The following is a 21,571-nucleotide window of genomic DNA, read 5'->3' as shown; positions in this document are numbered from 1 at the left end:
ATGGGCTTTTTGCGTTTCTGTCGTCCGGCCAGCGTGCCGGCATGTCCCCCCGGTGGCGCTGCGCTTACCGGGGCCACGGATCCTCGGCCACCTGCTGGCCGAGGGGACATCAATGCCGCAAAGTTACCGACGTCAATCGTAGTCTGCTTCAGCCTGCTGCTCATACATCAAATTCAATAACGGATACGGTTGCCCCAGATCGTCCGTTTCAGAGCGCCCTGTCACCCTAAAACCCATCTTCTGATAAAACCCGACCGCTTGTTCATTCTGCTCATTTACATTGGTCGTCAGCTTCGGCGTTAACGACAGCGCATGCTCAATCAGCAACTTCCCCACGCCACAGCCGCGGACATCCGGATCGACGAACAGCGCATCCATATGATCTCCGGTCAGCAGCATAAAGGCGATCGGCTGGTCTTCCGTATTAACCGCCACCCACAGCGGAGCCTCCGGTAAAAATGCGCGTACCATCTCCTCCAGCTCCTTTCGATACGCTTTTGTCAGAAAATCATGCGTGGCGTCGACCGACCGACACCAGATCGCAGTCAGTTTATCCCCTTCATCAGGCCGGGAACGGCGGATGTTAATAACCATACTTTCTCCTTTTCTACATTCTTATATTCTAACTCAACAAGCGCCGTGAAATTTTCTCACCGTGAACATGCAGACTCGACATTCACCCGATTCCTGGTTATCTTCAGCTATCTGGATGTCTAAACGTTTATACGTATGCTATGAGGTAATACAGTTATGCCAATTCGGGTGCAGGACGAGCTGCCAGCCGTCAATTTCTTGCGCAATGAAAACGTCTTCGTAATGACGACAACACGTGCAACGACTCAGGAAATCCGCCCCCTGAAGGTGTTAATCCTCAACCTGATGCCGAAGAAAATCGAGACGGAAAATCAGTTCCTGCGTCTGCTATCAAACTCTCCGCTGCAGGTGGATATCCAGTTATTACGTATCGATGCGCGCGAGTCGCGTAATACCCCTGCGGAGCATCTGAATAACTTTTACTGTAATTTCGATGAGATCTGCGATCAGAACTTTGACGGCCTGATTGTTACCGGCGCTCCTTTAGGCCTGGTTGAGTTTAACGATGTTGCTTACTGGCCGCAGATCAAACAGGTACTGGAGTGGGCCAAGGATCACGTCACTTCGACGCTGTTCGTCTGTTGGGCGGTTCAGGCCGCGCTGAACATTCTGTACGGCATTCCCAAGCAGACCCGCGCCGAAAAGATTTCCGGCGTCTATGAACACCATATTCTTCATCCGCACGCCTTACTGACCCGCGGTTTCGACGACTCTTTCCTGGCCCCGCACTCACGCTATGCTGATTTTCCGGCCGGACTTATTCGCGACTATACCGATCTTGAGATCCTCGCGGAGACGGAAGAGGGCGATGCGTATTTGTTCGCCAGTAAAGATAAGCGCATCGCCTTTGTCACCGGCCACCCGGAGTACGATGCCAATACCCTGGCAAGTGAATATTTCCGCGATGTGGAAGCCGGTTTGAACCCTGAGATACCTCATAACTATTTCCCACAAAACGACCCGCAGAACAAACCGCGCGCCACCTGGCGCAGCCACGGCAATCTGCTGTTCGCTAACTGGCTTAACTATTACGTCTACCAGATTACGCCATACGATCTGCGTCATATGAATCCGACGCTGGAATAATACTCTATGTGAGACGATCCTAAAGCGTTTCAGCATTTTGCCTCTGGCACCTTCGGGTGCCTTTTTTATTTCCGAAATTCACTTCATACACGATGATAACTTTAATTTCATTGTTATCAATGTGTTAATGATAATTTAAAATTAAAATGGAAATTGTTTTTGATTTTGGAAATTAATTGAGTAGTCTTAATTGTGCTGAGCGAAAACTGCACAACGATCTTTCGCTCGCTTCCAGCGGATCAACCAAGAGGAGCAGCACAATGACGCAGCAGGCGACAATCACCGATGAACTGGCCTTTAGTCAGCCCTATGGCGAGCAGGAGAAGCAGATCTTAACGCCTGAGGCGGTAGAATTTCTGACGGAACTGGTGAGCCGCTTTACGCCGGCGCGCAATAAGCTGCTGGCCGCGCGTTTGCAGCAACAGCAGGCTATTGACGACGGGCAGCTTCCGGATTTTATTTCGGAAACTGCTTCCATTAGAAATGGCGACTGGACTATTCGCGGTATCCCGGCTGATTTGCAGGATCGCCGCGTGGAAATCACCGGCCCCGTCGAGCGCAAGATGGTCATTAACGCGCTGAATGCCAACGTCAAAGTCTTTATGGCGGACTTTGAGGATTCGCTGGCGCCTGACTGGCGCAAAGTCATTGATGGTCAAATCAACCTGCGCGATGCCGTGAACGGAACCATCAGCTACACCAACGAGGCCGGCAAAATCTATCAGTTGCAGCCCAATCCCGCTGTGCTGGTATGCCGTGTGCGCGGCCTGCATCTGCCGGAAAAGCATGTGACCTGGCGTAATGAGGCCATCCCCGGCAGCCTGTTCGATTTTGCGCTCTATTTCTTTCATAACTACCAGGCGCTGCTGGCGAAAGGAAGTGGTCCCTACTTCTATCTGCCAAAAACACAGGCCTGGCAGGAGGCGGCATGGTGGAACGATGTCTTCAGTTTTACGGAAGATCGCTTTGACCTGCCGCGGGGCACCATCAAGGCCACGCTGCTGATTGAGACGCTGCCAGCGGTGTTCCAGATGGATGAGATCCTGCATGCGCTGCGCGACCATATTGTTGGCCTGAACTGCGGCCGCTGGGATTACATCTTCAGTTATATCAAGACGCTGAAAAACCATCCGGATCGCGTACTGCCGGACCGGCAGGTGGTGACGATGGATAAACCCTTCCTCAGCGCCTACTCACGCTTGTTGATTAAGACCTGCCACAAACGCGGCGCGTTTGCGATGGGCGGTATGGCGGCGTTTATCCCGAGCAAAGATACCGAACGTAACCGCCAGGTGCTGAGTAAAGTCACCGCCGATAAAGAGCTGGAGGCCAACAACGGTCACGATGGGACCTGGATCGCCCACCCGGGCCTGGCGGATACCGCCATGGCGGTGTTTGACCGCGTGCTGGGCGATAAGCCGAATCAGCTCTCGGTCACCCGGAGCGAGGATGCGCCAATTACCGCTGAACAACTGCTGGCTCCCTGCGAGGGCGAACGCACGGAAGCCGGAATGCGCGCCAACATTCGCGTGGCGGTGCAGTACATCGAAGCGTGGATCTCCGGCAACGGCTGCGTACCGATTTATGGCCTGATGGAAGACGCCGCAACGGCCGAGATCTCGCGCACCTCTATCTGGCAGTGGATCCATCATCAGAAAACCCTGAACGACGGTACCCCGGTCACTAAGGCGCTGTTCCGCCAGTGGCTGGCGGAAGAGCTGATGGTGATTCAGGAGGAGCTGGGAGAGCACCGCTTCAGCCACGGCCGCTTTGACGATGCGGCGCGACTGATGGAGCAGATCACCACCTCCGACGAGCTAATTGATTTTCTGACATTGCCGGGCTACCGCCTGCTGGCCTAATCGCCAGATGGTGTGGTTCGCCATTTAGTCCTTCACCTATGAGCCTGGGGAGCCAGGAAATTATATGGAGCATCTGCACATGAAAACCCGTACCCAACAAATCGAAGAATTAAACAAAGAATGGACGAACCCGCGCTGGGAAGGCATTACCCGTCCCTACAGCGCGGAAGAGGTGGTGAAGTTACGCGGCTCGGTGAATCCGGAATGCACGCTGGCGCAGCTTGGCGCGGCGAAACTGTGGCGTCTGCTGCACGGGGAGGCGAAAAAAGGGTACGTCAACAGTCTCGGCGCGCTGACCGGCGGCCAGGCCTTGCAGCAGGCGAAGGCGGGTATCGAAGCCATTTATCTCTCCGGCTGGCAGGTGGCGGCGGATGCTAACCTGGCGTCCAGCATGTATCCGGATCAATCGCTGTATCCGGCCAACTCGGTACCGGCGGTGGTGGATCGGATCAACAACACCTTCCGCCGCGCCGATCAGATCCAGTGGTCAGCGGGAATTGAACCGAACGATCCGCGCTTTATCGACTACTTCCTGCCGATCGTGGCGGATGCGGAGGCCGGTTTTGGCGGCGTCCTGAACGCCTTTGAGCTGATGAAATCGATGATTGAAGCCGGTGCAGCGGCTGTTCACTTCGAAGATCAGCTGGCATCGGTGAAGAAGTGCGGCCATATGGGCGGTAAAGTGCTGGTTCCGACTCAGGAGGCGATTCAGAAGCTGGTGGCGGCGCGTCTGGCGGCCGACGTGATGGGGGTCCCGACGCTGGTCATCGCCCGTACCGATGCCGACGCCGCGGATTTAATTACCTCAGACTGCGATCCGTACGATCGTGAGTTTATTACCGGGGATCGCACCAGCGAAGGGTTCTTCCGCACCCACGCCGGGATCGAGCAGGCGATCAGCCGCGGGCTGGCCTACGCGCCGTATGCGGATCTGGTGTGGTGTGAAACGTCGAAACCGGATCTCGAGCAGGCGCGCCGCTTTGCCGAGGCTATCCATGCGCGTTTCCCGGGCAAACTGCTGGCCTATAACTGCTCGCCGTCGTTTAACTGGAAGAAAAATCTCGATGATAAAACCATCGCCAGCTTCCAGCAGCAGCTGTCGGACATGGGATACAAATACCAGTTTATTACCCTCGCGGGGATCCACAGCATGTGGTTCAACATGTTCGACCTCGCCCATGCCTACGCTCAGGGTGAGGGGATGCGCCACTATGTTGAGAAAGTGCAGCAGCCGGAATTCGCCGCCGGGCCGGAAGGCTACACCTTCGTCTCGCATCAGCAGGAGGTGGGCACCGGCTACTTCGACAAGGTCACCACCATTATCCAGGGTGGCACCTCGTCGGTAACGGCGCTGACCGGCTCGACCGAAGAAGAGCAGTTTTAAGCCATGCCCGGTGGCGCGACGCTGACCGGGCCTGCAAGAGGACGCAGGCCGGATAAGCGAGCGCGCCATCCGGCATGACGTGGCGCCGGATGGGGGAAAGCGATGACGCGTGGTCTGGAATTACTGATTGCCCAAACGATATTGCAGGGATTTGACGCGCAGTATGGGCGTTTTCTTGAAGTCACTTCCGGCGCGCAGCAGCGCTTTGAACAGGCTGACTGGCACGCCGTGCAGCAGGCGATGAAGCAGCGGATCCATCTCTACGATCACCACGTGGGCCTGGTAGTAGAGCAGCTGCGCTGCATCACCGAAGGGAAAAGCACCGACGTCGATTTTCTTCTGCGGGTGAAACAGCAGTACACCCAACTTTTACCGGATTACCCTCGCTTTGAAATTGCTGAGAGCTTTTTCAATTCGGTCTATTGCCGCCTGTTTGACCACCGCTCGCTGACCCCCGAGCGGCTCTTTATTTTCAGCTCGCAGCCCGAGCGACCCTTTCGTACCCTCCCGCGACCGCTGGCGAAAGATTTCTTTCCGGAACGCGGTTGGTCGCACCTGCTGGGTAAAGTACTGTCCGATCTGCCGCTGCGGCTACCGTGGCAAAACAAAGCGCGGGATATCGGCTATATCATTGCCAGTCTGCAGGAGGCGCTGGGGGAGGAACTGCTCGCCACCTGTCATCTGCAGGTCGCCAATGAGCTGTTCTACCGCAATAAAGCCGCCTGGCTGGTGGGCAAACTGGTCATGCCGATGGCGACGCTGCCTTTTTTGCTGCCGATCCACCGCAGCGAAGAGGGTGAGCTGTTTGTTGACACCTGCCTCACAACCCATGCCGAAGCGAGTATCGTTTTTGGCTTCGCGCGTTCCTATTTTATGGTTTATGCGCCGTTGCCCGGCGCCCTGGTGGAATGGCTGCGCGAGATCTTGCCGGGTAAAACGACGGCCGAGTTGTACATGGCGATTGGCTGTCAGAAGCATGCCAAAACCGAAAGCTATCGCGAATATCTACACTACATTACTCGCTGCGATGAGCAGTTTATTGAAGCGCCGGGTATTCGCGGGATGGTGATGCTGGTGTTTACCCTGCCGGGCTTTGACCGGGTGTTTAAGGTGATCAAGGACCGCTTCGCGCCGCAGAAAGAGATGACCGCCGCCCATGTGCGGGCTTGCTATCAGCTGGTAAAGGAGCATGACCGCGTCGGGCGGATGGCGGACACCCAGGAGTTTGAAAATTTCGTGCTGGATAAACGGCAAATCGCGCCGGCGCTGCTGGCGCTGCTGCAGGCGGAAGCGGGGAACAAACTCACCGATCTCGGCGACCGCATCGTCATCAGCCATCTCTATATTGAACGGCGAATGGTGCCGCTCAACCTGTGGCTGGAGCAGGTTAACGGCCAGGCATTGCGTGATGCGGTAGAAGAGTATGGCAATGCTATCCGCCAGCTGGCCGCCGCCAACATCTTTCCCGGCGATATGTTATTTAAAAACTTCGGCGTCACCCGCCATGGCCGGGTGGTGTTCTACGACTATGATGAAATCTGCTATATGACGGAAGTGAATTTTCGCGAGATCCCGCCGCCGCGCTATCCGGAGGATGAGCTGGCCAGCGAGCCGTGGTACAGCGTTTCGCCTGGCGATGTGTTTCCGGAGGAGTTCCGCCACTGGCTGTGCGCCGACCCGCGCATTGGGCCACTGTTTGAAGAGATGCATGCCGACCTGCTGCGCGCCGACTACTGGCGCGCACTGCAGATGCGGATTAAAAACGGCCATGTGGAAGATGTCTACGCCTACCGGCGCAAGCAGCGTTTTAGCGTGCGCTATGGCGCCGACAGTAGACCGGATAAGGCGTTTACGCCGCCATCCGGCAAGGTGCGCCGATCTGCCTGATGGCGCTACGCTTATCAGGCCTACTTAAAATGCCCTTCTGGGGCATTTTTTTATTTAACCCCGCCATACGCCAGCGTCACTTCCTTCGCCGCCTTGATCACCAGCGCGCCCAGCTCAGTCACCCGATCATCGGTCATACGCGAGATGGGGCCTGAGATGGAGATTGCCGCGAACGGTTCGCGATGTTCATCGTAAATGCAGGCGGCGACGCAGCGCAGGCCGAGCGCGTGCTCCTCATCATCGAAAGAGTAGCCCCGCTTGCGGGTCTGGGCTAAATCTTCCTTCAGATGCAGCGGGGAGACCAGCGTGGCATGCGTATAGGCATGCAGCCCTTTACGGTGCAGCAGACTGGTGACCTGCTCTTCGCTCAGCTGCGCGAGAAACGCCTTCCCGGCGCCGGAAGCGTGCATCGGCAGTTTACCGCCGATTGGCGCCGACATCCGCATCAGCTGGGTGCACTGCACCTGATCGATAATGATCGCCTGGTGGTCGCTCTGGTCGAGCACCGCCAGATTCACCGTTTCACCGGAATCTTCCATCAGCTGGCGCAGGATCGGGTGGACAATGGCCAGCAGATTGCGGCTTTGTAGAAAGCTGCTGCCGACCACGAAAGCATGCGCCCCTACGGCCCAGTGACCCAGCTCGCCAACCTGGCGGACGAAGCCCAGCTGTTGCATGGTGGTCAGCAGACGGTGAGTCGTGGAGTTGGGCAGACCCGCCTGCTGCGCCAGTTCGGTCAGCGCGACGCTGCTGTGGGACTCGGCAATCCATTCGAGTAATTTCAGGCCGCGGGTCAGCGACTGAACCTGACCGCCAGCCTGCTGGGCAGTGGCAGCCGCGGGTTTTCTGCCGCGTTTCGCGGGAATGGGGGTTGTGGCCATCGCGAACTCCTTTTTCTGTATCGTGGAAATAATTTTCGTTTTATTTGGCAATAATGCAATCACAACCGGACTCATCGGAGGAGTGAAGCTGAACATGTCTCATATTGCCCGTTGTTGTCTTTTCCGCTCCGGTGGTTTATGCCAGTATGGTTTGTTGGCTATTTGGCCTGAGTCGAGCGTTGTCGGGAGCAAGTGTGAGCAGCAAAGTTGAGCAACTGCATCAGCAGTTAAAAGAACGTATTCTGGTTCTGGATGGGGGCATGGGCACCATGATCCAGGGCTATCGTCTGAGTGAGCAGGACTTTCGCGGTGAGCGCTTTGCTGACTGGCCGTGCGACCTGAAAGGCAACAACGACCTGCTGGTGCTCAGCAAACCCGAAGTGATCCGCGAGATCCACGACGCCTATTTCGAGGCCGGCGCGGATATCATTGAGACCAACACCTTTAACTCGACGACCATCGCGATGGCGGATTACCAGATGGAATCCCTGTCGGCCGAGATCAACTTTGCCGCGGCGAAGCTGGCCCGCGCCAGCGCCGACGCCTGGACGGCCCGCACGCCGGAAAAACCGCGCTATGTCGCGGGCGTGCTTGGCCCGACCAACCGCACCGCCTCTATCTCGCCTGATGTGAACGATCCGGCGTTCCGTAATATTACCTTTGACCAGCTGGTGGCCGCCTATCGCGAATCCACCCGGGCGCTGGCGGAAGGCGGCGTGGATCTGATCCTGATTGAAACGGTGTTTGACACCCTGAACGCTAAAGCGGCCATCTATGCGGTGAAAGAGGAGCTGGAGGCGTTAGGCGTTGACCTGCCGCTGATGATCTCCGGGACCATTACCGATGCCTCTGGCCGCACGCTTTCCGGACAGACCACCGAAGCCTTTTATAACTCGCTGCGTCACGCCGAAGCCTTATCGTTTGGTCTGAACTGCGCCCTCGGGCCGGACGAGCTGCGGCAGTACGTCCAGGAGCTGTCGCGCATTGCCGAATGCTACGTCACCGCGCACCCGAACGCCGGCCTGCCCAACGCCTTCGGCGAATACGATCTGGACGCCGACACCATGGCGACGCAAATTCGCGAATGGGCGGAAGCCGGTTTCCTTAATATCGTTGGCGGCTGCTGCGGTACCACCCCGGAGCATATCGCCGCCATGAGCCGGGCGGTAGCGGGCCTGCCGCCGCGTCAGTTGCCGGAAATTGCGGTGGCCTGCCGCCTCGCCGGCCTGGAGCCGTTGAATATCGGCGACGATAGCCTGTTCGTTAACGTCGGTGAACGAACTAACGTCACCGGCTCGGCGAAATTTAAGAGGCTGATTAAAGAAGAGAAGTACAGCGAAGCGCTGGACGTTGCGCGTCAGCAGGTGGAAAGCGGCGCGCAGATTATCGATATCAACATGGACGAGGGGATGCTCGACGCGGAAGCGGCGATGGTGCGTTTCCTTAACCTGATTGCCGGCGAGCCGGACATTGCCCGCGTGCCGATCATGATTGACTCCTCCAAGTGGGAAGTCATTGAAAAGGGCCTGAAATGTATTCAGGGCAAAGGCATCGTTAACTCGATTTCGATGAAAGAGGGCGTCGAATCCTTTATCCACCATGCGAAACTGGTTCGCCGCTACGGCGCCGCAGTGGTGGTGATGGCTTTCGACGAGGTTGGTCAGGCCGACACCCGCGAACGTAAAATTGAGATTTGCCGTCGCGCCTACAAAATCCTCACCGAAGAGGTCGGCTTCCCGCCGGAAGATATTATCTTCGACCCCAATATCTTTGCCGTCGCCACCGGTATCGAAGAGCATAACAACTACGCACAGGACTTTATCGGCGCCTGCGAAGACATCAAACGCGAGCTGCCGCATGCGCTAATCTCCGGCGGGGTCTCCAACGTCTCCTTCTCCTTCCGCGGTAATGACCCGGTACGTGAGGCGATCCACGCCGTATTCCTCTACTACGCGATCCGCAACGGCATGGACATGGGGATCGTCAACGCCGGTCAGCTGGCCATCTATGATGACCTCCCGGGCGAGCTGCGCGACGCGGTCGAAGACGTGATCCTCAACCGCCGCGATGACAGTACCGAACGGTTACTTGAGCTGGCGGAAAAATATCGCGGCAGCAAAGCGGACGACGGCGCGAATGCCCAGCAGGCGGAGTGGCGCACCTGGGAAGTGAAAAAACGCCTCGAATATTCGCTGGTGAAGGGCATTACCGAATTTATCGAACAGGACACCGAAGAAGCGCGTCAGCAGGCCGCCCGCCCGATTGAGGTCATTGAAGGGCCGCTGATGGACGGCATGAACGTGGTCGGCGATCTGTTCGGCGAAGGCAAAATGTTCCTGCCGCAGGTGGTGAAATCCGCCCGTGTAATGAAACAGGCGGTGGCCTACCTTGAGCCGTTTATTGAAGCCAGTAAAGAGCAGGGCTCCAGTAACGGCAAAATGGTGATTGCCACGGTAAAAGGCGACGTTCATGACATTGGCAAAAACATCGTCGGCGTGGTGCTGCAGTGCAATAACTACGAAATCATCGATCTTGGCGTGATGGTCCCGGCGGATAAAATTCTCAAAACGGCCAAAGAGGTAAACGCGGATCTAATTGGTCTTTCCGGGCTGATTACCCCATCGCTGGACGAGATGGTTAATGTGGCGAAAGAGATGGAGCGCCAGGGCTTTACCATCCCGCTGCTGATAGGCGGCGCGACCACCTCGAAAGCGCATACGGCGGTGAAAATCGAGCAGAACTACAGCGGCCCGACCGTTTACGTACAGAACGCCTCGCGCACCGTCGGCGTGGTGTCTGCGCTGCTCTCGGACACGCAGCGCGACGAGTTTGTCGCCCGCACGCGCAAAGAGTATGAAACGGTGCGTATCCAGCATGGGCGTAAAAAACCGCGTACGCCGCCGGTGACCCTTGCCGCCGCGCGGGAAAACGATCTGGCCTTTGACTGGGAGAGCTACACGCCGCCGGTGGCTCATCGTCTGGGAGTACAGACGGTGGAAGCCAGTATCGAGACTCTGCGCAACTACATCGACTGGACGCCGTTCTTCATGACCTGGTCGCTCGCGGGTAAATATCCGCGCATTCTGGAAGATGAAGTGGTAGGGGAAGAGGCGCAGCGCCTGTTCAAAGACGCTAACGAGCTGCTGGATAAGCTGAGCGCAGAGAAAACCCTGAACCCGCGGGGCGTGGTGGGTCTGTTCCCGGCCAACCGCGTGGGCGACGATATTGAAATCTATCGCGATGAAACCCGCACCCACGTGCTGACGGTGAGCCATCATCTGCGCCAGCAGACGGAGAAGGTTGGCTTCGCCAACTACTGCCTCGCCGATTTTGTCGCGCCGAAGCTGAGCGGCAAGGCGGACTACATCGGCGCCTTCGCCGTGACCGGCGGCCTGGAAGAGGACGCGCTGGCGGATGCCTATGAAGCGCAGCATGATGACTATAACAAGATCATGATCAAGGCCATCGCCGATCGCCTGGCGGAGGCCTTTGCCGAGTATCTGCATGAGAAAGTGCGCAAGGTTTACTGGGGATATGCGGCCAATGAGAACCTCAGCAATGAGGAGCTTATTCGCGAGAACTACCAGGGGATCCGACCGGCGCCGGGATATCCGGCCTGTCCGGAGCATACCGAAAAGGGGACCATCTGGCAGCTACTGGACGTTGAAGCCCATACCGGCATGAAGCTCACCGAATCGTTCGCCATGTGGCCGGGCGCATCGGTTTCCGGCTGGTACTTCAGCCATCCGGATAGCAAGTACTTCGCCGTGGCGCAGATCCAGCGCGATCAGGTCGAAGATTACGCGCTGCGTAAAGGAATGACGCCGGCGGAGGTCGAGCGCTGGTTAGCGCCTAATCTGGGCTATGATGCGGACTAGTCGTCATCTTTCCTTACAACAAACAAGGCGCTCTGTGAGCGCCTTGTCTCTTTATTGAGGTTAACCCCTTATACTGAGATAGGTTCCTGAACTTCGGAAAACCTATAACGATAAGGAGAAGCTGATTCCGTGTTAACTCTGCTACACCTGTTGTCCGCGGTTGCTCTGCTGGTGTGGGGCACGCATATCGTGCGTACCGGGGTGATGCGCGTCTATGGCGCTCGCCTGCGTACCGTTCTCAGTAGCAGCGTAGAGAAAAAGCCGCTCGCCTTCTGCGCGGGTCTTGGCGTGACTGCGCTGGTGCAAAGCAGTAACGCCACCACCATGCTGGTGACCTCATTTGTCGCCCAGGATTTAGTGGGTCTGATGCCAGCGCTGGTGATGGTGCTGGGGGCCGACGTCGGGACGGCGCTGATGGCGAGGGTGTTGACCTTCGACCTGTCGTGGCTGTCGCCGTTGTTGATATTTATCGGGGTGATTTTCTTCCTCGGCCGCAAGCAGACCCGCGCCGGGCAGCTTGGACGGGTGGGGATTGGTCTGGGGCTGATCCTGTTGGCCCTCGAGCTGATTGTCCAGGCCGTACACCCCATAACCCAGGCGAACGGTGTGCAGGTGATTTTCGCCTCGCTGACCGGCGATATCATGCTGGATGCTTTGATTGGCGCCGTATTTGCAATCATTAGCTACTCCAGCCTGGCGGCGGTGCTGTTAACGGCGACGCTGACCGCGGCGGGAGCGATCTCTTTCCCGGTGGCGCTGTGTCTGGTGATTGGCGCCAACCTGGGATCGGGGCTGCTGGCGATGCTTAACAACAGCGCGGCGAACGCGGCGGCGCGCCGGGTGGCGCTGGGCAGCCTGCTGTTTAAGCTGGTGGGGAGTCTGATTATTCTGCCGTTCGTCCATCCGCTGGCCGCGGCGATGCAAAAGCTGCCGTTGGCCGAGTCCGAGCTGGTTATCTACTTCCACGTCTTTTACAACCTGCTGCGCTGCATCGCGATGGTGCCCTTTGCCGGACCGATGGCGAAGCTGTGCCAGCGTCTGATCCGCGATGAGCCCGAGCTGGATAACCATCTCAAACCCAAGCATCTCGACCCGTCGGCGCTGGACACCCCGGCGCTGGCGCTGGCCAATGCCGCGCGTGAGACGCTGCGCATTGGTGACGCGATGGAGCAGATGCTGGAGAGCCTGCACAAGGTGATGCATGGCGAACCGCGTCAGGAGAAAGAGCTGCGCCGTATGGCGGATGATATCAACGTACTTTACACCGCTATTAAGCTCTATCTGGCGCGAATGCCAAAGGATGAGCTGGCGGAAGAGGAATCCCGGCGCTGGGCGGAAATTATTGAGATGTCGTTAAACCTCGAACAGGCGTCCGATATCGTCGAGCGAATGGGCAGCGAGATCGCCGATAAATCGCTGGCGGCGCGGCGCGCCTTCTCGGTAGAAGGGTTAAAGGAGCTTGATGCGCTGTACGATCTGCTGCTCAGCAACCTGCAGCTGGCGATGTCGGTCTTCTTCTCCAGCGATGTGCCCAGCGCCCGCCGCCTGCGGCGCAGCAAACACCGGTTCCGCATTCTTAACCGCCGCTACTCGCATGCGCACGTTGACCGTCTGCATCAGCAGAACGTGCAGAGCATCGAAACCAGTACGTTGCACCTGGCGCTGCTGGGGGATATGAAGCGTCTGAACAGCCTGTTCTGCTCGGTGGCTTACAGCGTGATGGAGCAGCCGGATGAAGACGACGAACGGGATGACTACTGAGACGGATTATTTTTCCGTTTATGTCGCTTCTTTTCTGGCGAGGTAGCCCTCCCGGGACGTGGCTGACGCCTTCCCGGGAGGGACATCCTAGCTTCTGGCAAACGCCGAGGCCTCTGCCACCAGCGCGCTATCCGGCCGTACGCCGGTATAAAGGGCAAACTGCTCGACGGCTTGCAGGGCAATAACTTCCGCACCGCTGATGGTTTGCTTACCCCGTTGTTGCGCCAGGCGGATCAGCGGAGTTTCCGCCGGCAACGCGACCACGTCAAACACGACGCTGGCCTGGGCCACCATGGCCTCGCTGAACGCCAGCGTGTTGCTTTCCGCTCCCCCCGCCATGCCCAGCGGTGTGACATTGACCAGAATCTCGGCTGCGATCCCTTCGGGCAGGGGCTGCCACTGAAAGCCATACTGTTTTGCCAGCGCCAGGCCGCGCTGGCGATTGCGGGCCGCAATGATCACGTCGCGGAAACCGGCATCACGGAAGGCGGCAATGACGGCTTTCCCCATGCCGCCGCTACCCTGAATCATCACTCTGGCGTTGGTATCGAGCCGATGGCTGGCGATCAGGCTTTTGACCGCGATGTAATCGGTGTTTAGCCCGGTTAACTTCCCGTCGTCGTTGACGATGGTGTTGACGGAGTCGATGACTTTTGCTGACGGATCGATCGCGTCAAGAAACGGTATGCAGCTCTCTTTAAACGGCATGGAGACCGCACAGCCGCGGATACCCAATGCGCGAACCCCTTTTACCGCCGCCTCAATATCCTTAGTCGTAAAGGCTTTGTAGAGGTAGTTCAATCCCAGCTTGTCATACAGATAGTTATGAAAGCGGGTGCCGAAGTTGCCGGGGCGACCCGCCAGGGAGATGCACAGCAGCGTATCGCGGTTAATCATGCGTAATATCCTCCGCGTGGGCCAGCAGATACGCTTCAGCCTCCTGGGACCAGATCCCATGGTGACGCGCCACAATCGCTGCCAGTTCGGGATCGGCGATCTCGCCCAGCGGCGTGAGCGGGAAGGCTTTTCCGGTATACACCAGCTTTTTTCCCCCGCCGACGGCAGGCAGATCGAGGGTGGTTTCGCCCGCGGCGTTCAGGCCGAGAATATGGGTGACCACTTTCGCCGTCTGGACCTTTTTCGCCTGCATCAGCGCCACCGCGGCGCGCATATCGTCAGTATTACCGCCGGAGGTGCCGACGTAGTGGGTAAAGGCGTAGTGCACGTCGTAGAAGTTGATCGGGGCGCTGAATTGCTTATCCTGGGGGCCAGCAAAGAAATTCAGGCAGCCGTCCGGAGCCAGCAACGAGGAGGCCAGGGTGATCAGCTGTTCGTTTGGCACAAACACGAAGATATCGTCGAAGCCATGGCCGCCGCTGAGCGCCAGTAGCGTATCGCGACTGGCCTCATGGCCGTCGAGGTAGTGGATCAGCGTCTGCGGCTCAGAGGGGTAATGACGGCGGGCGTAGCTGAGCTTCGGCTTATTGGTATCGGTCACTACCAGTAGTGAAGGATTGATGGGGCCGTGCAGCGCATAGTCGATAGCCAGCAGCCCCATCGGCCCCGTCCCGCCCAGGATCAGAGTGTGTCCCTGAGGACGGATCCCCATCACGTGGTTGTAACTCCCCTCCTGCAGATGATAATTGGCGTTGAAAGCGCCAATGACGCAGGAGAGCGGCTCCACCAGCGATCCTTCAAACCAGGTATCCCCCTCCCAGGTGAGCAGGCAATCCTGCGCCATCACCTCATTGGGGATCACCACATGGGTGGCTTCGCCACCGATCCATGGGAATGAGTAGCCGGGGCAGTCGGGTCGGTCGGGCAACTGCAGGTTGGCCTGGATCACGTAGCGCTGCCCTGGCTGAAACTTATGCTGCCACTTTTTACCGACGGCAAGGATTTCGCCGCAGAATTCATGACCGATAATAATGGGCCTGGTGGCCACATCATCTGGCACCTTTTTATGATCGGCACCCTGATTGGCCTCTTTCCATGAGGAAAGACACAGGCTGTCCGTGACCACCCGGGCGAGGATCTCATCGTCCTGCATCGCCGGGAGGGTAAAGGTTTCCAGGCGCAGGTCTCGTTTGCCATACAGGCGCAGGGCCGTTGTTGTTTGCATAAACCACCTCATCCCCTTCATCTTTCGGGGCTATGTTGTTGACGTCACCCCGGCATCGCCGGGGCGGAATAATCAGGACAGAAAGCCGAGGGCGTTGCCGATAATGCCTAAGCCGAAAAGGGCGAAAATCAGCCAGACCGGATTCACTTTCTTGTTCAGCAGACGCACCATCAGTAGCGTCAGGCCCAGCGCCAGCAGGCCGGGGCAGAGCTGATCGAGGATGTTCTGGACGGTCATCGTGACGGTGGCGCCGTCTGCACCGGGCGTTTGGGAAACCACCAGCGGCACATTGATGGTGGTCCATTTGGTCACCAGCACCCCCATGACAAACAGGCCGAGAATGGAGGCGCCTTCGGTCAGCTTCTGCAGCAGGTTACCGCCCATATCGCTGACGATATTGACCCCTTTACGGAAGCCCAGTTGCAGGCCGTACCACTTCATTGCCAGCCGCACTGCATTGAAAATAAAGAAAAATAACAAAGGTCCCAGAATGTTGCCGGAGAGGGCCAGCGAGGCGCCAAGGGCCGCGGTAATCGGCCGCAGCGTGCCCCAGACCAGCGGGTCGCCGACGCCGGCCAGCGGGCCCATCAGACCCACTTTGATGCCGTTGATAGCGCCATCGTCAATGGCCGCGCCGTTAGCCCGGGCCTCCTCCATGGCGGCGGTGACGCCGATCACCGGGCCACACACCGCCGGCGTGGTATTAAAGAACACCAGATGACGCTTCAGCGCCGCGACCTGATCGGCTTTGAGCGGATACAGGCGTTTGATCGCCGGGATCATGTCGTAGCAAAACCCCAGGCCATGAATACGTTCGAAGTTAAAGGAGGCCTGCTGGAGGTTGGAGCGGAGAAACATGCTCACCAGGTCGCCTTGCGTGATTTTTTTCTGTTCCATTTTCGGCTCCATTAGTCGTCAAGCTGGTCAAGGGCGGGGGCAGAGGGGGCAGTGGAGGCGGCGGGTTCAGCTTTACGCCACTGTGGATTGAGCTGGATGTAGATCAGCGCGATGATGACGCCCACGCCGCCGAAGGCCAGCAGGCTGAAGTCGAGATAACCCCCGGCGAGAAAACCGAGGAAAAAGAAGGGCATCAGGTATTTCACGCCCATCATTCGCAGCACCATCGCGTAGCCCACGACGACAATGAAACCACCGGCAATCTGCAGGCCGCGGGTGACGAATTCCGGGATCGCGCTGAGCATACTGCTGACCATATCCGCGCTAACGAACAGCGAGACCACCAGCGCCGGGATTGCCACGCGCAGTGCCTGCACCCCCAGTGCGGAGACATGCAGCAGGTCGATGGTGCGAAAGCGCGCCTCCTCGGCCGCTTTGTCCGCGGCGTGCTGGAACACCACGGTAATGGTACGGGCGAAAACGGTCAGCACCTGCCCGGCGGCGGCCACCGGCAGAGCAATGGCGATACCGGTGGCAATGCTCTGGTGGCCCACAATCACCAGAATGGCGGAGATAATGCTGGCCAGCGCCGAATCTGGCGACTGCGCTGCCCCCACGTTCATCCAGCCGAGGGCGATCAGCTCCAGCGTACCGCCGAGCATAACCCCGGTTTTTAAATCGCCCAGGATGAGGCCAATCACGGTACAGGCGATAAGGGGCCGATGGGTCTGAAATTCATCCAGCACGCTGCCCATTCCGGCAATACAGGAAAAAATAAATATGGCTATTATCTGTAGGGTACTAATTTCCATAATTTATGACCTTTAAGGTGTGAGTCATCCTGCCTGCTACGGCATATCACAACAGGCGCTATTTTTTATTCGCAGAAAGCTGTTTCGTTAATTTTGTCGAGAATATTGACTGACGGATCTGATGCGACCACGCGTAAATCGAGTTTTACGCCCAGTTTATCGAGTTCACGGAATGCCTGAATATCCTGCGGATCCAAAGAAACGGCTTTGGTTAGCTGTTTTTTACCGGGTCGCCAGGCCATGCCACCAATATTTAACGTGGCGATCTGCACGCCCTGGCGCACCATCGTTAAAACATCGTGTGGATTGGTAAATAAATAAAAGACGGTCTCGTCCTGATATTGCGGGTTATGATAGACCGCAACCGCTTTTTCCAGACTGACAACGTTTACCTTCATGCCTGGCGGAGCCGCCTGGCGCAACAGGGTCCGGCGAACCTCATCGTTAAATACATCGTCATTGCAGATAATTATCCGCTGGGCGTTGGCGACTTTTGACCACACGGTGGTGACCTGGCCATGAATCAGTCGGTCATCAATACGGGCGAGGGTAATTTGCATCAGAACTCCTCCTCAACGGTTTCTGGCTGCTGCCAGACCACACAGCACTGGCTGGCAATGGTTTGCAGATGCTGACATAAGTCATCGGCGCTCAGAGTATGCTGGTTATCCACCAGCTCAAGCGCCAGCGGCAGCGACAAGCCGCTAATCACCCGGATCTGCGGGTGATGCATTGCCAGACCGGCTGCGGCATTCCATGGGCTTCCGCACTGCAAATCTACCGCGATGACCCACTCCTCGTCGGTGTGGGCGCTTACTAACTTTTCCAGGTTGATGGCAATATCTGCCGCGTTTTCGCCGGGGACAAACGCGACGGCGCTGACGTTAACCTCGCCGTAGACCATGCGTACCGAATCGAGCATGGCCCCGGCCAGCTGGCCGTGAGCGCAGAAGATAGCGTGAACCATACTGCCTCCTTAACCGCGCGTTTTTCCGCCGGCAATGTTAGTGGTGACTCCGGTGATGTAGCTGGCGCGCGCTGACAAGAGATAGCAAACAAAATCAGCCACTTCCGAGAGCTTTCCTGCCCGCCCGATGGGAATGGCGTTTTTGGTATATCCCTCGCGAAGTTGCTCGACGGTGATATTGCGCGTCCAGGCCAGCGCCTCTTCATATTCCGGTGTCCGCAGACCGGTTTTTTCGAGGATCCCCGGCGCAACGCCGACCACGCGGATCCCATATTTACCCAATTCTTTGGACCAGGAGCGGGTAAAGCTGTTGAGCGCGGCCTTGGTCGCGGCGTAGCAGCTTTGACCTTCAGAGCCTTCCAGGCCGCTCTCCGAAGAGACATTGACAATCACACCGGCGCGCTGTTTGACCATTTGACGCGCCACCGCCTGCGACATGAAAAACACCCCTTTCTGGTTGATATTGACCATTTTTTCAAAAGCGGCTTCGTTTAATTCATAGCGGCCGGCCGGTGCTTTTTCGTCGACTAATAAACGCGGGAAATTCACGCCAGCGTTATTGACCAAACCATCAATACGCGACCAGCACTGAATAATGGCATCGATAGTCTGTTGCACCTCTGTCGCGCTGGAAATATCCGTCGGCCAGAAGTGATAATTATCGCCATTGTGATGACGATCGCCGCCATGAATATCAATCATCTGGACATGAGCACCTTGTGATAATAATTCATCGACAATGGCCAGCCCAATTCCCGAGGCGCCGCCGGTCACGATAATGACGTTATCTTTTAAATTTAACCAGGTATTCATTATTCACTCCCATTTCTTTAGATAAAGGGATCCCCCGCAGCGGGTGCTGCGTGAAATCATATCCTGTGTGTTATTTCAGTAATAACTCAGCCGTTTCTCTGTTTGTCACCAGACAATTAATATAGCGTCCGTGCAATGCGCCAAGAATGCCAGAGTATTTCTCTTCCCCCATGGCGATGCCGATGGAATAGCGAGCCTGGCGCAGCTTCGCCATTTCGATCGACAGGGTTTTTTCGCTCATATTGGTATCGACTAACCCGCCGTTAATATCGTAGAAACGCGAACAGATATCCCCGGCGACGTGGCGGGCGTTGAGATCGTCGCTCTCTTCGCTGCCGTAGAAGGCGTGCCAGTTTGCGCCGTCGCGAATGGCCGGTGAACCAATACCCACCAGCGCCACATCCAGGCTGTCCCAGTAGGATGAGATGGTTTTAAAGTGCTGGGACTGCATGATGCCGTTGCGGATCAGCGGGTTATCCAGCAGGGCTGGAAAATCGGCAAGGTGGGATTCCGCTTTCAGTCTGGCTGCCGCGCCGTAGGTTAAGGTGTTCACATGGTAGCGGCTCTCCAGTTTACCGGAAGGTCCACCGATGATGGGGACGCAGATCACCTGGCGTGACTGGCTGGCCTGCGGCAGGTTCTCCACCAGCGAACGCACGGCGCGGCCCCATGAAAAACCGATGATATCGCCTGGCTCCAGCAACCGATCGACAAGCAGGGCGCCATGCTGGCCCATCGCACTCAGCTGTTCTTCTTCCAGCAGCCCATCGCTGCTGGCAACCACCGCCTCTTTCAGGCCAAATTTTTGCTTGAGCTGTTGCTCGAGCCACAGGTTTTCATTGTAGTCATAGTTGATGGCGATGGTAACAATGCCCTGCTCGCGGCCGCGCTTCAGCAGGCGACTGATGGTGGTGCGATAGATCCCCAGCTCGCGAGCAATTTGCGCCTGAGTCATATCCTGCTCGTAATAGAGCTGGGCGATTTTGACAATCAACCGGATATCATCGCTGTTTTCCATAGTCATCTGCTGGCTCCTGCACATTTGTGCAAATCGCGGGTTTGTGCTGTTGATCTGATATAACCCTATTAGAGCCGCCGTTTGAAGCGATTTTCTTTTATTTCATCACCCTAATCTGGCGAATAATCTTGCACATTTGCGTTATCAATAGCGGGTTGTTGGCACCTTTGTGCATTGCACGCTAAATCGCTGATTCTGTGATATTTCATCATGCAAAGTTGCCAGGCGTTGAGCGGGACACTTTTGTGAAAAAAGGCGTAGTCGATCACACCTTGCGCCGGAGGGCGCAAAGGCACATCTTTTTTCTCGCCCACAAGGTAGGGTATATTTCGCTTTTACAGGAGAATCTATGCTGCCCGACTCATCAACCCGATTAAATAAATACATCAGTGAAAGCGGCATCTGCTCGCGTCGCGAAGCGGACCGCTTTATTGAACAAGGCAACGTCTTTATCAATGGCAAGCGCGCCACTATTGGCGATCAGGTGAAGCCTGGCGATTTAGTCAAAGTGAACGGACGGTTGATTGAGCCGCGCGAAGCGGATGATCTGGTGCTGATTGCGCTGAATAAGCCGGTCGGCATTGTGAGCACCACGGAAGACGGCGAGCGCGACAACATTGTCGATTTCGTCAACCACAGCAAGCGTATCTTCCCTATTGGCCGTCTGGATAAAGATTCTCAGGGGCTGATCTTCCTCACCAACCACGGCGATCTGGTGAACAAGATCCTGCGCGCCGGCAACGACCATGAAAAAGAGTATCTGGTGACGGTCGATAAGCCGGTGACCGATGAGTTCATTCGCGGCATGGGCGCGGGGGTACCGATTCTCGGGACCGTGACCAAAAAATGTAAGGTAAAGAAAGAAGCGCCGTTCGTTTTCCGCATCACTCTGGTGCAGGGGCTGAATCGCCAGATCCGTCGTATGTGCGAGCACTTTGGCTATGAAGTGACGAAGCTTGAGCGTACGCGGATCATGAACGTGAGCCTGACGGGGATCCCCTTGGGTGAATGGCGTGATCTAACCGATGACGAGCTGATCGACCTGTTCAAGCTGATTGAAAACTCCTCTTCCGAAGCGAAGCCGAAAGCCAGGCCGAAGGCCAAAGCGGCGACTCCCGGCATCAAGCGCCCGGTGGTGAAGATGGAAAATAGCAACGATAAGGGCCGCCCGGCTGGTAACGGGAAACGTTTCACCCAGCCGGGACGTAAAAAGAAAGGGCGTTAACGCCTGCCGCGGGTCGGCGTATTCGCCGACCAGGAAAAGGTCGCTTCCTTATCCGTTTTATAAGCCTGCTGTTTTCTCACCTGGCGGGCTTTCTTCGCTTCCGCTTCACGCTGCGCCATCAGCTTATCGATATATTCCTTTTTCACGCTGTTCGTTTCCGCATTGCTCAGCGGGCGGCCATGCGCAATACGCGCGCGGTCAAGCAGCGTTTTCAATTCGCGCTGTTCGCGCTCGGTCATCTCTTTTTGTGTAATACGGGGGAGTGCCATGGTGGTGCCCTCAGTCAGACCAGAGCACCCAGTGTACGGCAATGAATATTTTACTGATAGCCTGTATGGCAACTAAAGCAGGCACACGCCCGGGCCTGCGCCCGGACGTATCACG

The 21,571-nt window shown here is 57.0% G+C and carries 18 protein-coding genes; 7 read left to right on the top strand and 11 right to left on the bottom strand.

Going from position 1 to position 21,571, the window contains the following annotated elements:
• Positions 1-132: 132 nt before the first annotated feature.
• Positions 133-594: an acetyltransferase gene (locus tag KHQ23_RS07710; protein WP_004178258.1), complete on the bottom strand. Its 462-nt coding sequence runs from the start codon at positions 592-594 to the stop codon at positions 133-135.
• Positions 595-750: 156 nt separating this feature from the next.
• Here KHQ23_RS07710 and metA point away from each other — a divergent pair, with 156 nt between their 5' ends.
• The 4 genes from metA (at position 751) to aceK (ending at position 6,813) form a co-directional block, all read left to right on the top strand.
• Positions 751-1,680 (top strand): homoserine O-succinyltransferase, encoded by a 930-nt coding sequence (gene metA, locus KHQ23_RS07705; RefSeq protein ID WP_004146576.1) that lies wholly within the window; start codon positions 751-753, stop codon positions 1,678-1,680.
• Positions 1,681-1,940: 260 nt separating this feature from the next.
• Positions 1,941-3,542, top strand: a complete 1,602-nt coding sequence (gene aceB / locus KHQ23_RS07700; protein ID WP_002884559.1) for a malate synthase A — start codon at positions 1,941-1,943, stop codon at positions 3,540-3,542.
• 79 nt (positions 3,543-3,621) lie between these two features.
• Positions 3,622-4,926, top strand: coding sequence for an isocitrate lyase (gene aceA, locus KHQ23_RS07695; RefSeq protein WP_002884570.1), 1,305 nt, complete (start codon positions 3,622-3,624; stop codon positions 4,924-4,926).
• 102 nt (positions 4,927-5,028) lie between these two features.
• On the top strand, positions 5,029-6,813 hold the full coding sequence (gene aceK, locus KHQ23_RS07690; RefSeq protein WP_002884575.1) for a bifunctional isocitrate dehydrogenase kinase/phosphatase: 1,785 nt from the start codon (positions 5,029-5,031) through the stop codon (positions 6,811-6,813).
• 50 nt (positions 6,814-6,863) lie between these two features.
• Here aceK and iclR read toward each other — a convergent pair whose 3' ends face one another.
• Positions 6,864-7,694, bottom strand: a complete 831-nt coding sequence (gene iclR, locus KHQ23_RS07685) for a glyoxylate bypass operon transcriptional repressor IclR (protein WP_002884578.1) — start codon at positions 7,692-7,694, stop codon at positions 6,864-6,866.
• 194 nt (positions 7,695-7,888) lie between these two features.
• On the opposite strand from iclR, the gene metH reads away from it, so the two are divergent.
• Both metH and KHQ23_RS07675 read left to right on the top strand, forming a co-directional pair.
• Complete coding sequence (gene metH, locus KHQ23_RS07680) at positions 7,889-11,572, top strand: methionine synthase (RefSeq protein ID WP_015959249.1); 3,684 nt, start codon at positions 7,889-7,891, stop codon at positions 11,570-11,572.
• Between the two features lie 129 nt (positions 11,573-11,701).
• The gene (locus KHQ23_RS07675; protein ID WP_002884582.1) at positions 11,702-13,333 is read left to right on the top strand and encodes a Na/Pi cotransporter family protein; all 1,632 of its coding nucleotides are present in this window, start codon (positions 11,702-11,704) and stop codon (positions 13,331-13,333) included.
• An 87-nt stretch (positions 13,334-13,420) separates the two neighbouring features.
• Here KHQ23_RS07675 and KHQ23_RS07670 read toward each other — a convergent pair whose 3' ends face one another.
• The 8 genes from KHQ23_RS07670 to KHQ23_RS07635 all read right to left on the bottom strand — a co-directional run bounded on the left by KHQ23_RS07670 (position 13,421) and on the right by KHQ23_RS07635 (position 19,962).
• The gene (locus KHQ23_RS07670) at positions 13,421-14,230 is read right to left on the bottom strand and encodes a shikimate 5-dehydrogenase (RefSeq protein ID WP_002884583.1); all 810 of its coding nucleotides are present in this window, start codon (positions 14,228-14,230) and stop codon (positions 13,421-13,423) included.
• The gene (gene sorE, locus KHQ23_RS07665; protein ID WP_002884587.1) at positions 14,223-15,455 is read right to left on the bottom strand and encodes an L-sorbose 1-phosphate reductase; all 1,233 of its coding nucleotides are present in this window, start codon (positions 15,453-15,455) and stop codon (positions 14,223-14,225) included. Before sorE ends, KHQ23_RS07670 begins: the two co-directional genes overlap by 8 nt.
• A 72-nt stretch (positions 15,456-15,527) precedes the next feature.
• Entirely contained in the window at positions 15,528-16,352 is an 825-nt protein-coding gene (locus tag KHQ23_RS07660; RefSeq protein WP_002884590.1) for a PTS system mannose/fructose/sorbose family transporter subunit IID, read from the bottom strand.
• An 11-nt stretch (positions 16,353-16,363) separates the two neighbouring features.
• Positions 16,364-17,164 (bottom strand): PTS mannose/fructose/sorbose transporter subunit IIC, encoded by an 801-nt coding sequence (locus KHQ23_RS07655; protein ID WP_002884608.1) that lies wholly within the window; start codon positions 17,162-17,164, stop codon positions 16,364-16,366.
• Between the two features lie 65 nt (positions 17,165-17,229).
• Entirely contained in the window at positions 17,230-17,724 is a 495-nt protein-coding gene (locus KHQ23_RS07650; RefSeq protein ID WP_004151751.1) for a mannose/fructose/sorbose PTS transporter subunit IIB, read from the bottom strand.
• Positions 17,724-18,131, bottom strand: coding sequence for a mannose/fructose/sorbose PTS transporter subunit IIA (locus KHQ23_RS07645; protein WP_021469193.1), 408 nt, complete (start codon positions 18,129-18,131; stop codon positions 17,724-17,726). Before KHQ23_RS07645 ends, KHQ23_RS07650 begins: the two co-directional genes overlap by 1 nt.
• A gap of 9 nt (positions 18,132-18,140) precedes the next feature.
• Positions 18,141-18,944, bottom strand: coding sequence for an SDR family oxidoreductase (locus KHQ23_RS07640; RefSeq protein ID WP_032434510.1), 804 nt, complete (start codon positions 18,942-18,944; stop codon positions 18,141-18,143).
• 70 nt (positions 18,945-19,014) lie between these two features.
• Positions 19,015-19,962 (bottom strand): sugar-binding transcriptional regulator, encoded by a 948-nt coding sequence (locus KHQ23_RS07635; protein ID WP_002884616.1) that lies wholly within the window; start codon positions 19,960-19,962, stop codon positions 19,015-19,017.
• A 349-nt stretch (positions 19,963-20,311) separates the two neighbouring features.
• Between KHQ23_RS07635 and rluF the strand changes: the two genes are divergently transcribed.
• The gene (gene rluF / locus KHQ23_RS07630) at positions 20,312-21,187 is read left to right on the top strand and encodes a 23S rRNA pseudouridine(2604) synthase RluF (protein WP_002884619.1); all 876 of its coding nucleotides are present in this window, start codon (positions 20,312-20,314) and stop codon (positions 21,185-21,187) included.
• On the opposite strand, the gene KHQ23_RS07625 is transcribed toward rluF, so the two are convergent.
• Complete coding sequence (locus KHQ23_RS07625; protein WP_002884625.1) at positions 21,184-21,456, bottom strand: DUF3811 domain-containing protein; 273 nt, start codon at positions 21,454-21,456, stop codon at positions 21,184-21,186. The two genes, rluF and KHQ23_RS07625, sit on opposite strands and share 4 nt — an antisense overlap.
• Positions 21,457-21,571 lie beyond the last annotated feature (115 nt).

This window comes from Klebsiella sp. 64 (genome assembly GCF_018223915.1).
Taxonomy (GTDB): Bacteria; Pseudomonadota; Gammaproteobacteria; order Enterobacterales; family Enterobacteriaceae; genus Klebsiella; species Klebsiella pneumoniae.
This window is presented reverse-complemented; position numbering and strand designations above follow the sequence as displayed.

What these genes read in the sequence shown, in the direction of transcription:
- KHQ23_RS07710 (WP_004178258.1), bottom strand. Translation starts at nt 594, where the DNA reads ATGGTTATTAACATCCGCCGTTCCCGGCCTGATGAAGGGGATAAACTG.
- metA (WP_004146576.1), top strand. Translation starts at nt 751, where the DNA reads ATGCCAATTCGGGTGCAGGACGAGCTGCCAGCCGTCAATTTCTTGCGC.
- aceB (WP_002884559.1), top strand. Translation starts at nt 1,941, where the DNA reads ATGACGCAGCAGGCGACAATCACCGATGAACTGGCCTTTAGTCAGCCC.
- aceA (WP_002884570.1), top strand. Translation starts at nt 3,622, where the DNA reads ATGAAAACCCGTACCCAACAAATCGAAGAATTAAACAAAGAATGGACG.
- aceK (WP_002884575.1), top strand. Translation starts at nt 5,029, where the DNA reads ATGACGCGTGGTCTGGAATTACTGATTGCCCAAACGATATTGCAGGGA.
- iclR (WP_002884578.1), bottom strand. Translation starts at nt 7,694, where the DNA reads ATGGCCACAACCCCCATTCCCGCGAAACGCGGCAGAAAACCCGCGGCT.
- KHQ23_RS07670 (WP_002884583.1), bottom strand. Translation starts at nt 14,230, where the DNA reads ATGATTAACCGCGATACGCTGCTGTGCATCTCCCTGGCGGGTCGCCCC.
- sorE (WP_002884587.1), bottom strand. Translation starts at nt 15,455, where the DNA reads ATGCAAACAACAACGGCCCTGCGCCTGTATGGCAAACGAGACCTGCGC.
- KHQ23_RS07660 (WP_002884590.1), bottom strand. Translation starts at nt 16,352, where the DNA reads ATGGAACAGAAAAAAATCACGCAAGGCGACCTGGTGAGCATGTTTCTC.
- KHQ23_RS07655 (WP_002884608.1), bottom strand. Translation starts at nt 17,164, where the DNA reads ATGGAAATTAGTACCCTACAGATAATAGCCATATTTATTTTTTCCTGT.
- KHQ23_RS07650 (WP_004151751.1), bottom strand. Translation starts at nt 17,724, where the DNA reads ATGCAAATTACCCTCGCCCGTATTGATGACCGACTGATTCATGGCCAG.
- KHQ23_RS07645 (WP_021469193.1), bottom strand. Translation starts at nt 18,131, where the DNA reads ATGGTTCACGCTATCTTCTGCGCTCACGGCCAGCTGGCCGGGGCCATG.
- KHQ23_RS07640 (WP_032434510.1), bottom strand. Translation starts at nt 18,944, where the DNA reads ATGAATACCTGGTTAAATTTAAAAGATAACGTCATTATCGTGACCGGC.
- KHQ23_RS07635 (WP_002884616.1), bottom strand. Translation starts at nt 19,962, where the DNA reads ATGGAAAACAGCGATGATATCCGGTTGATTGTCAAAATCGCCCAGCTC.
- rluF (WP_002884619.1), top strand. Translation starts at nt 20,312, where the DNA reads ATGCTGCCCGACTCATCAACCCGATTAAATAAATACATCAGTGAAAGC.
- KHQ23_RS07625 (WP_002884625.1), bottom strand. Translation starts at nt 21,456, where the DNA reads ATGGCACTCCCCCGTATTACACAAAAAGAGATGACCGAGCGCGAACAG.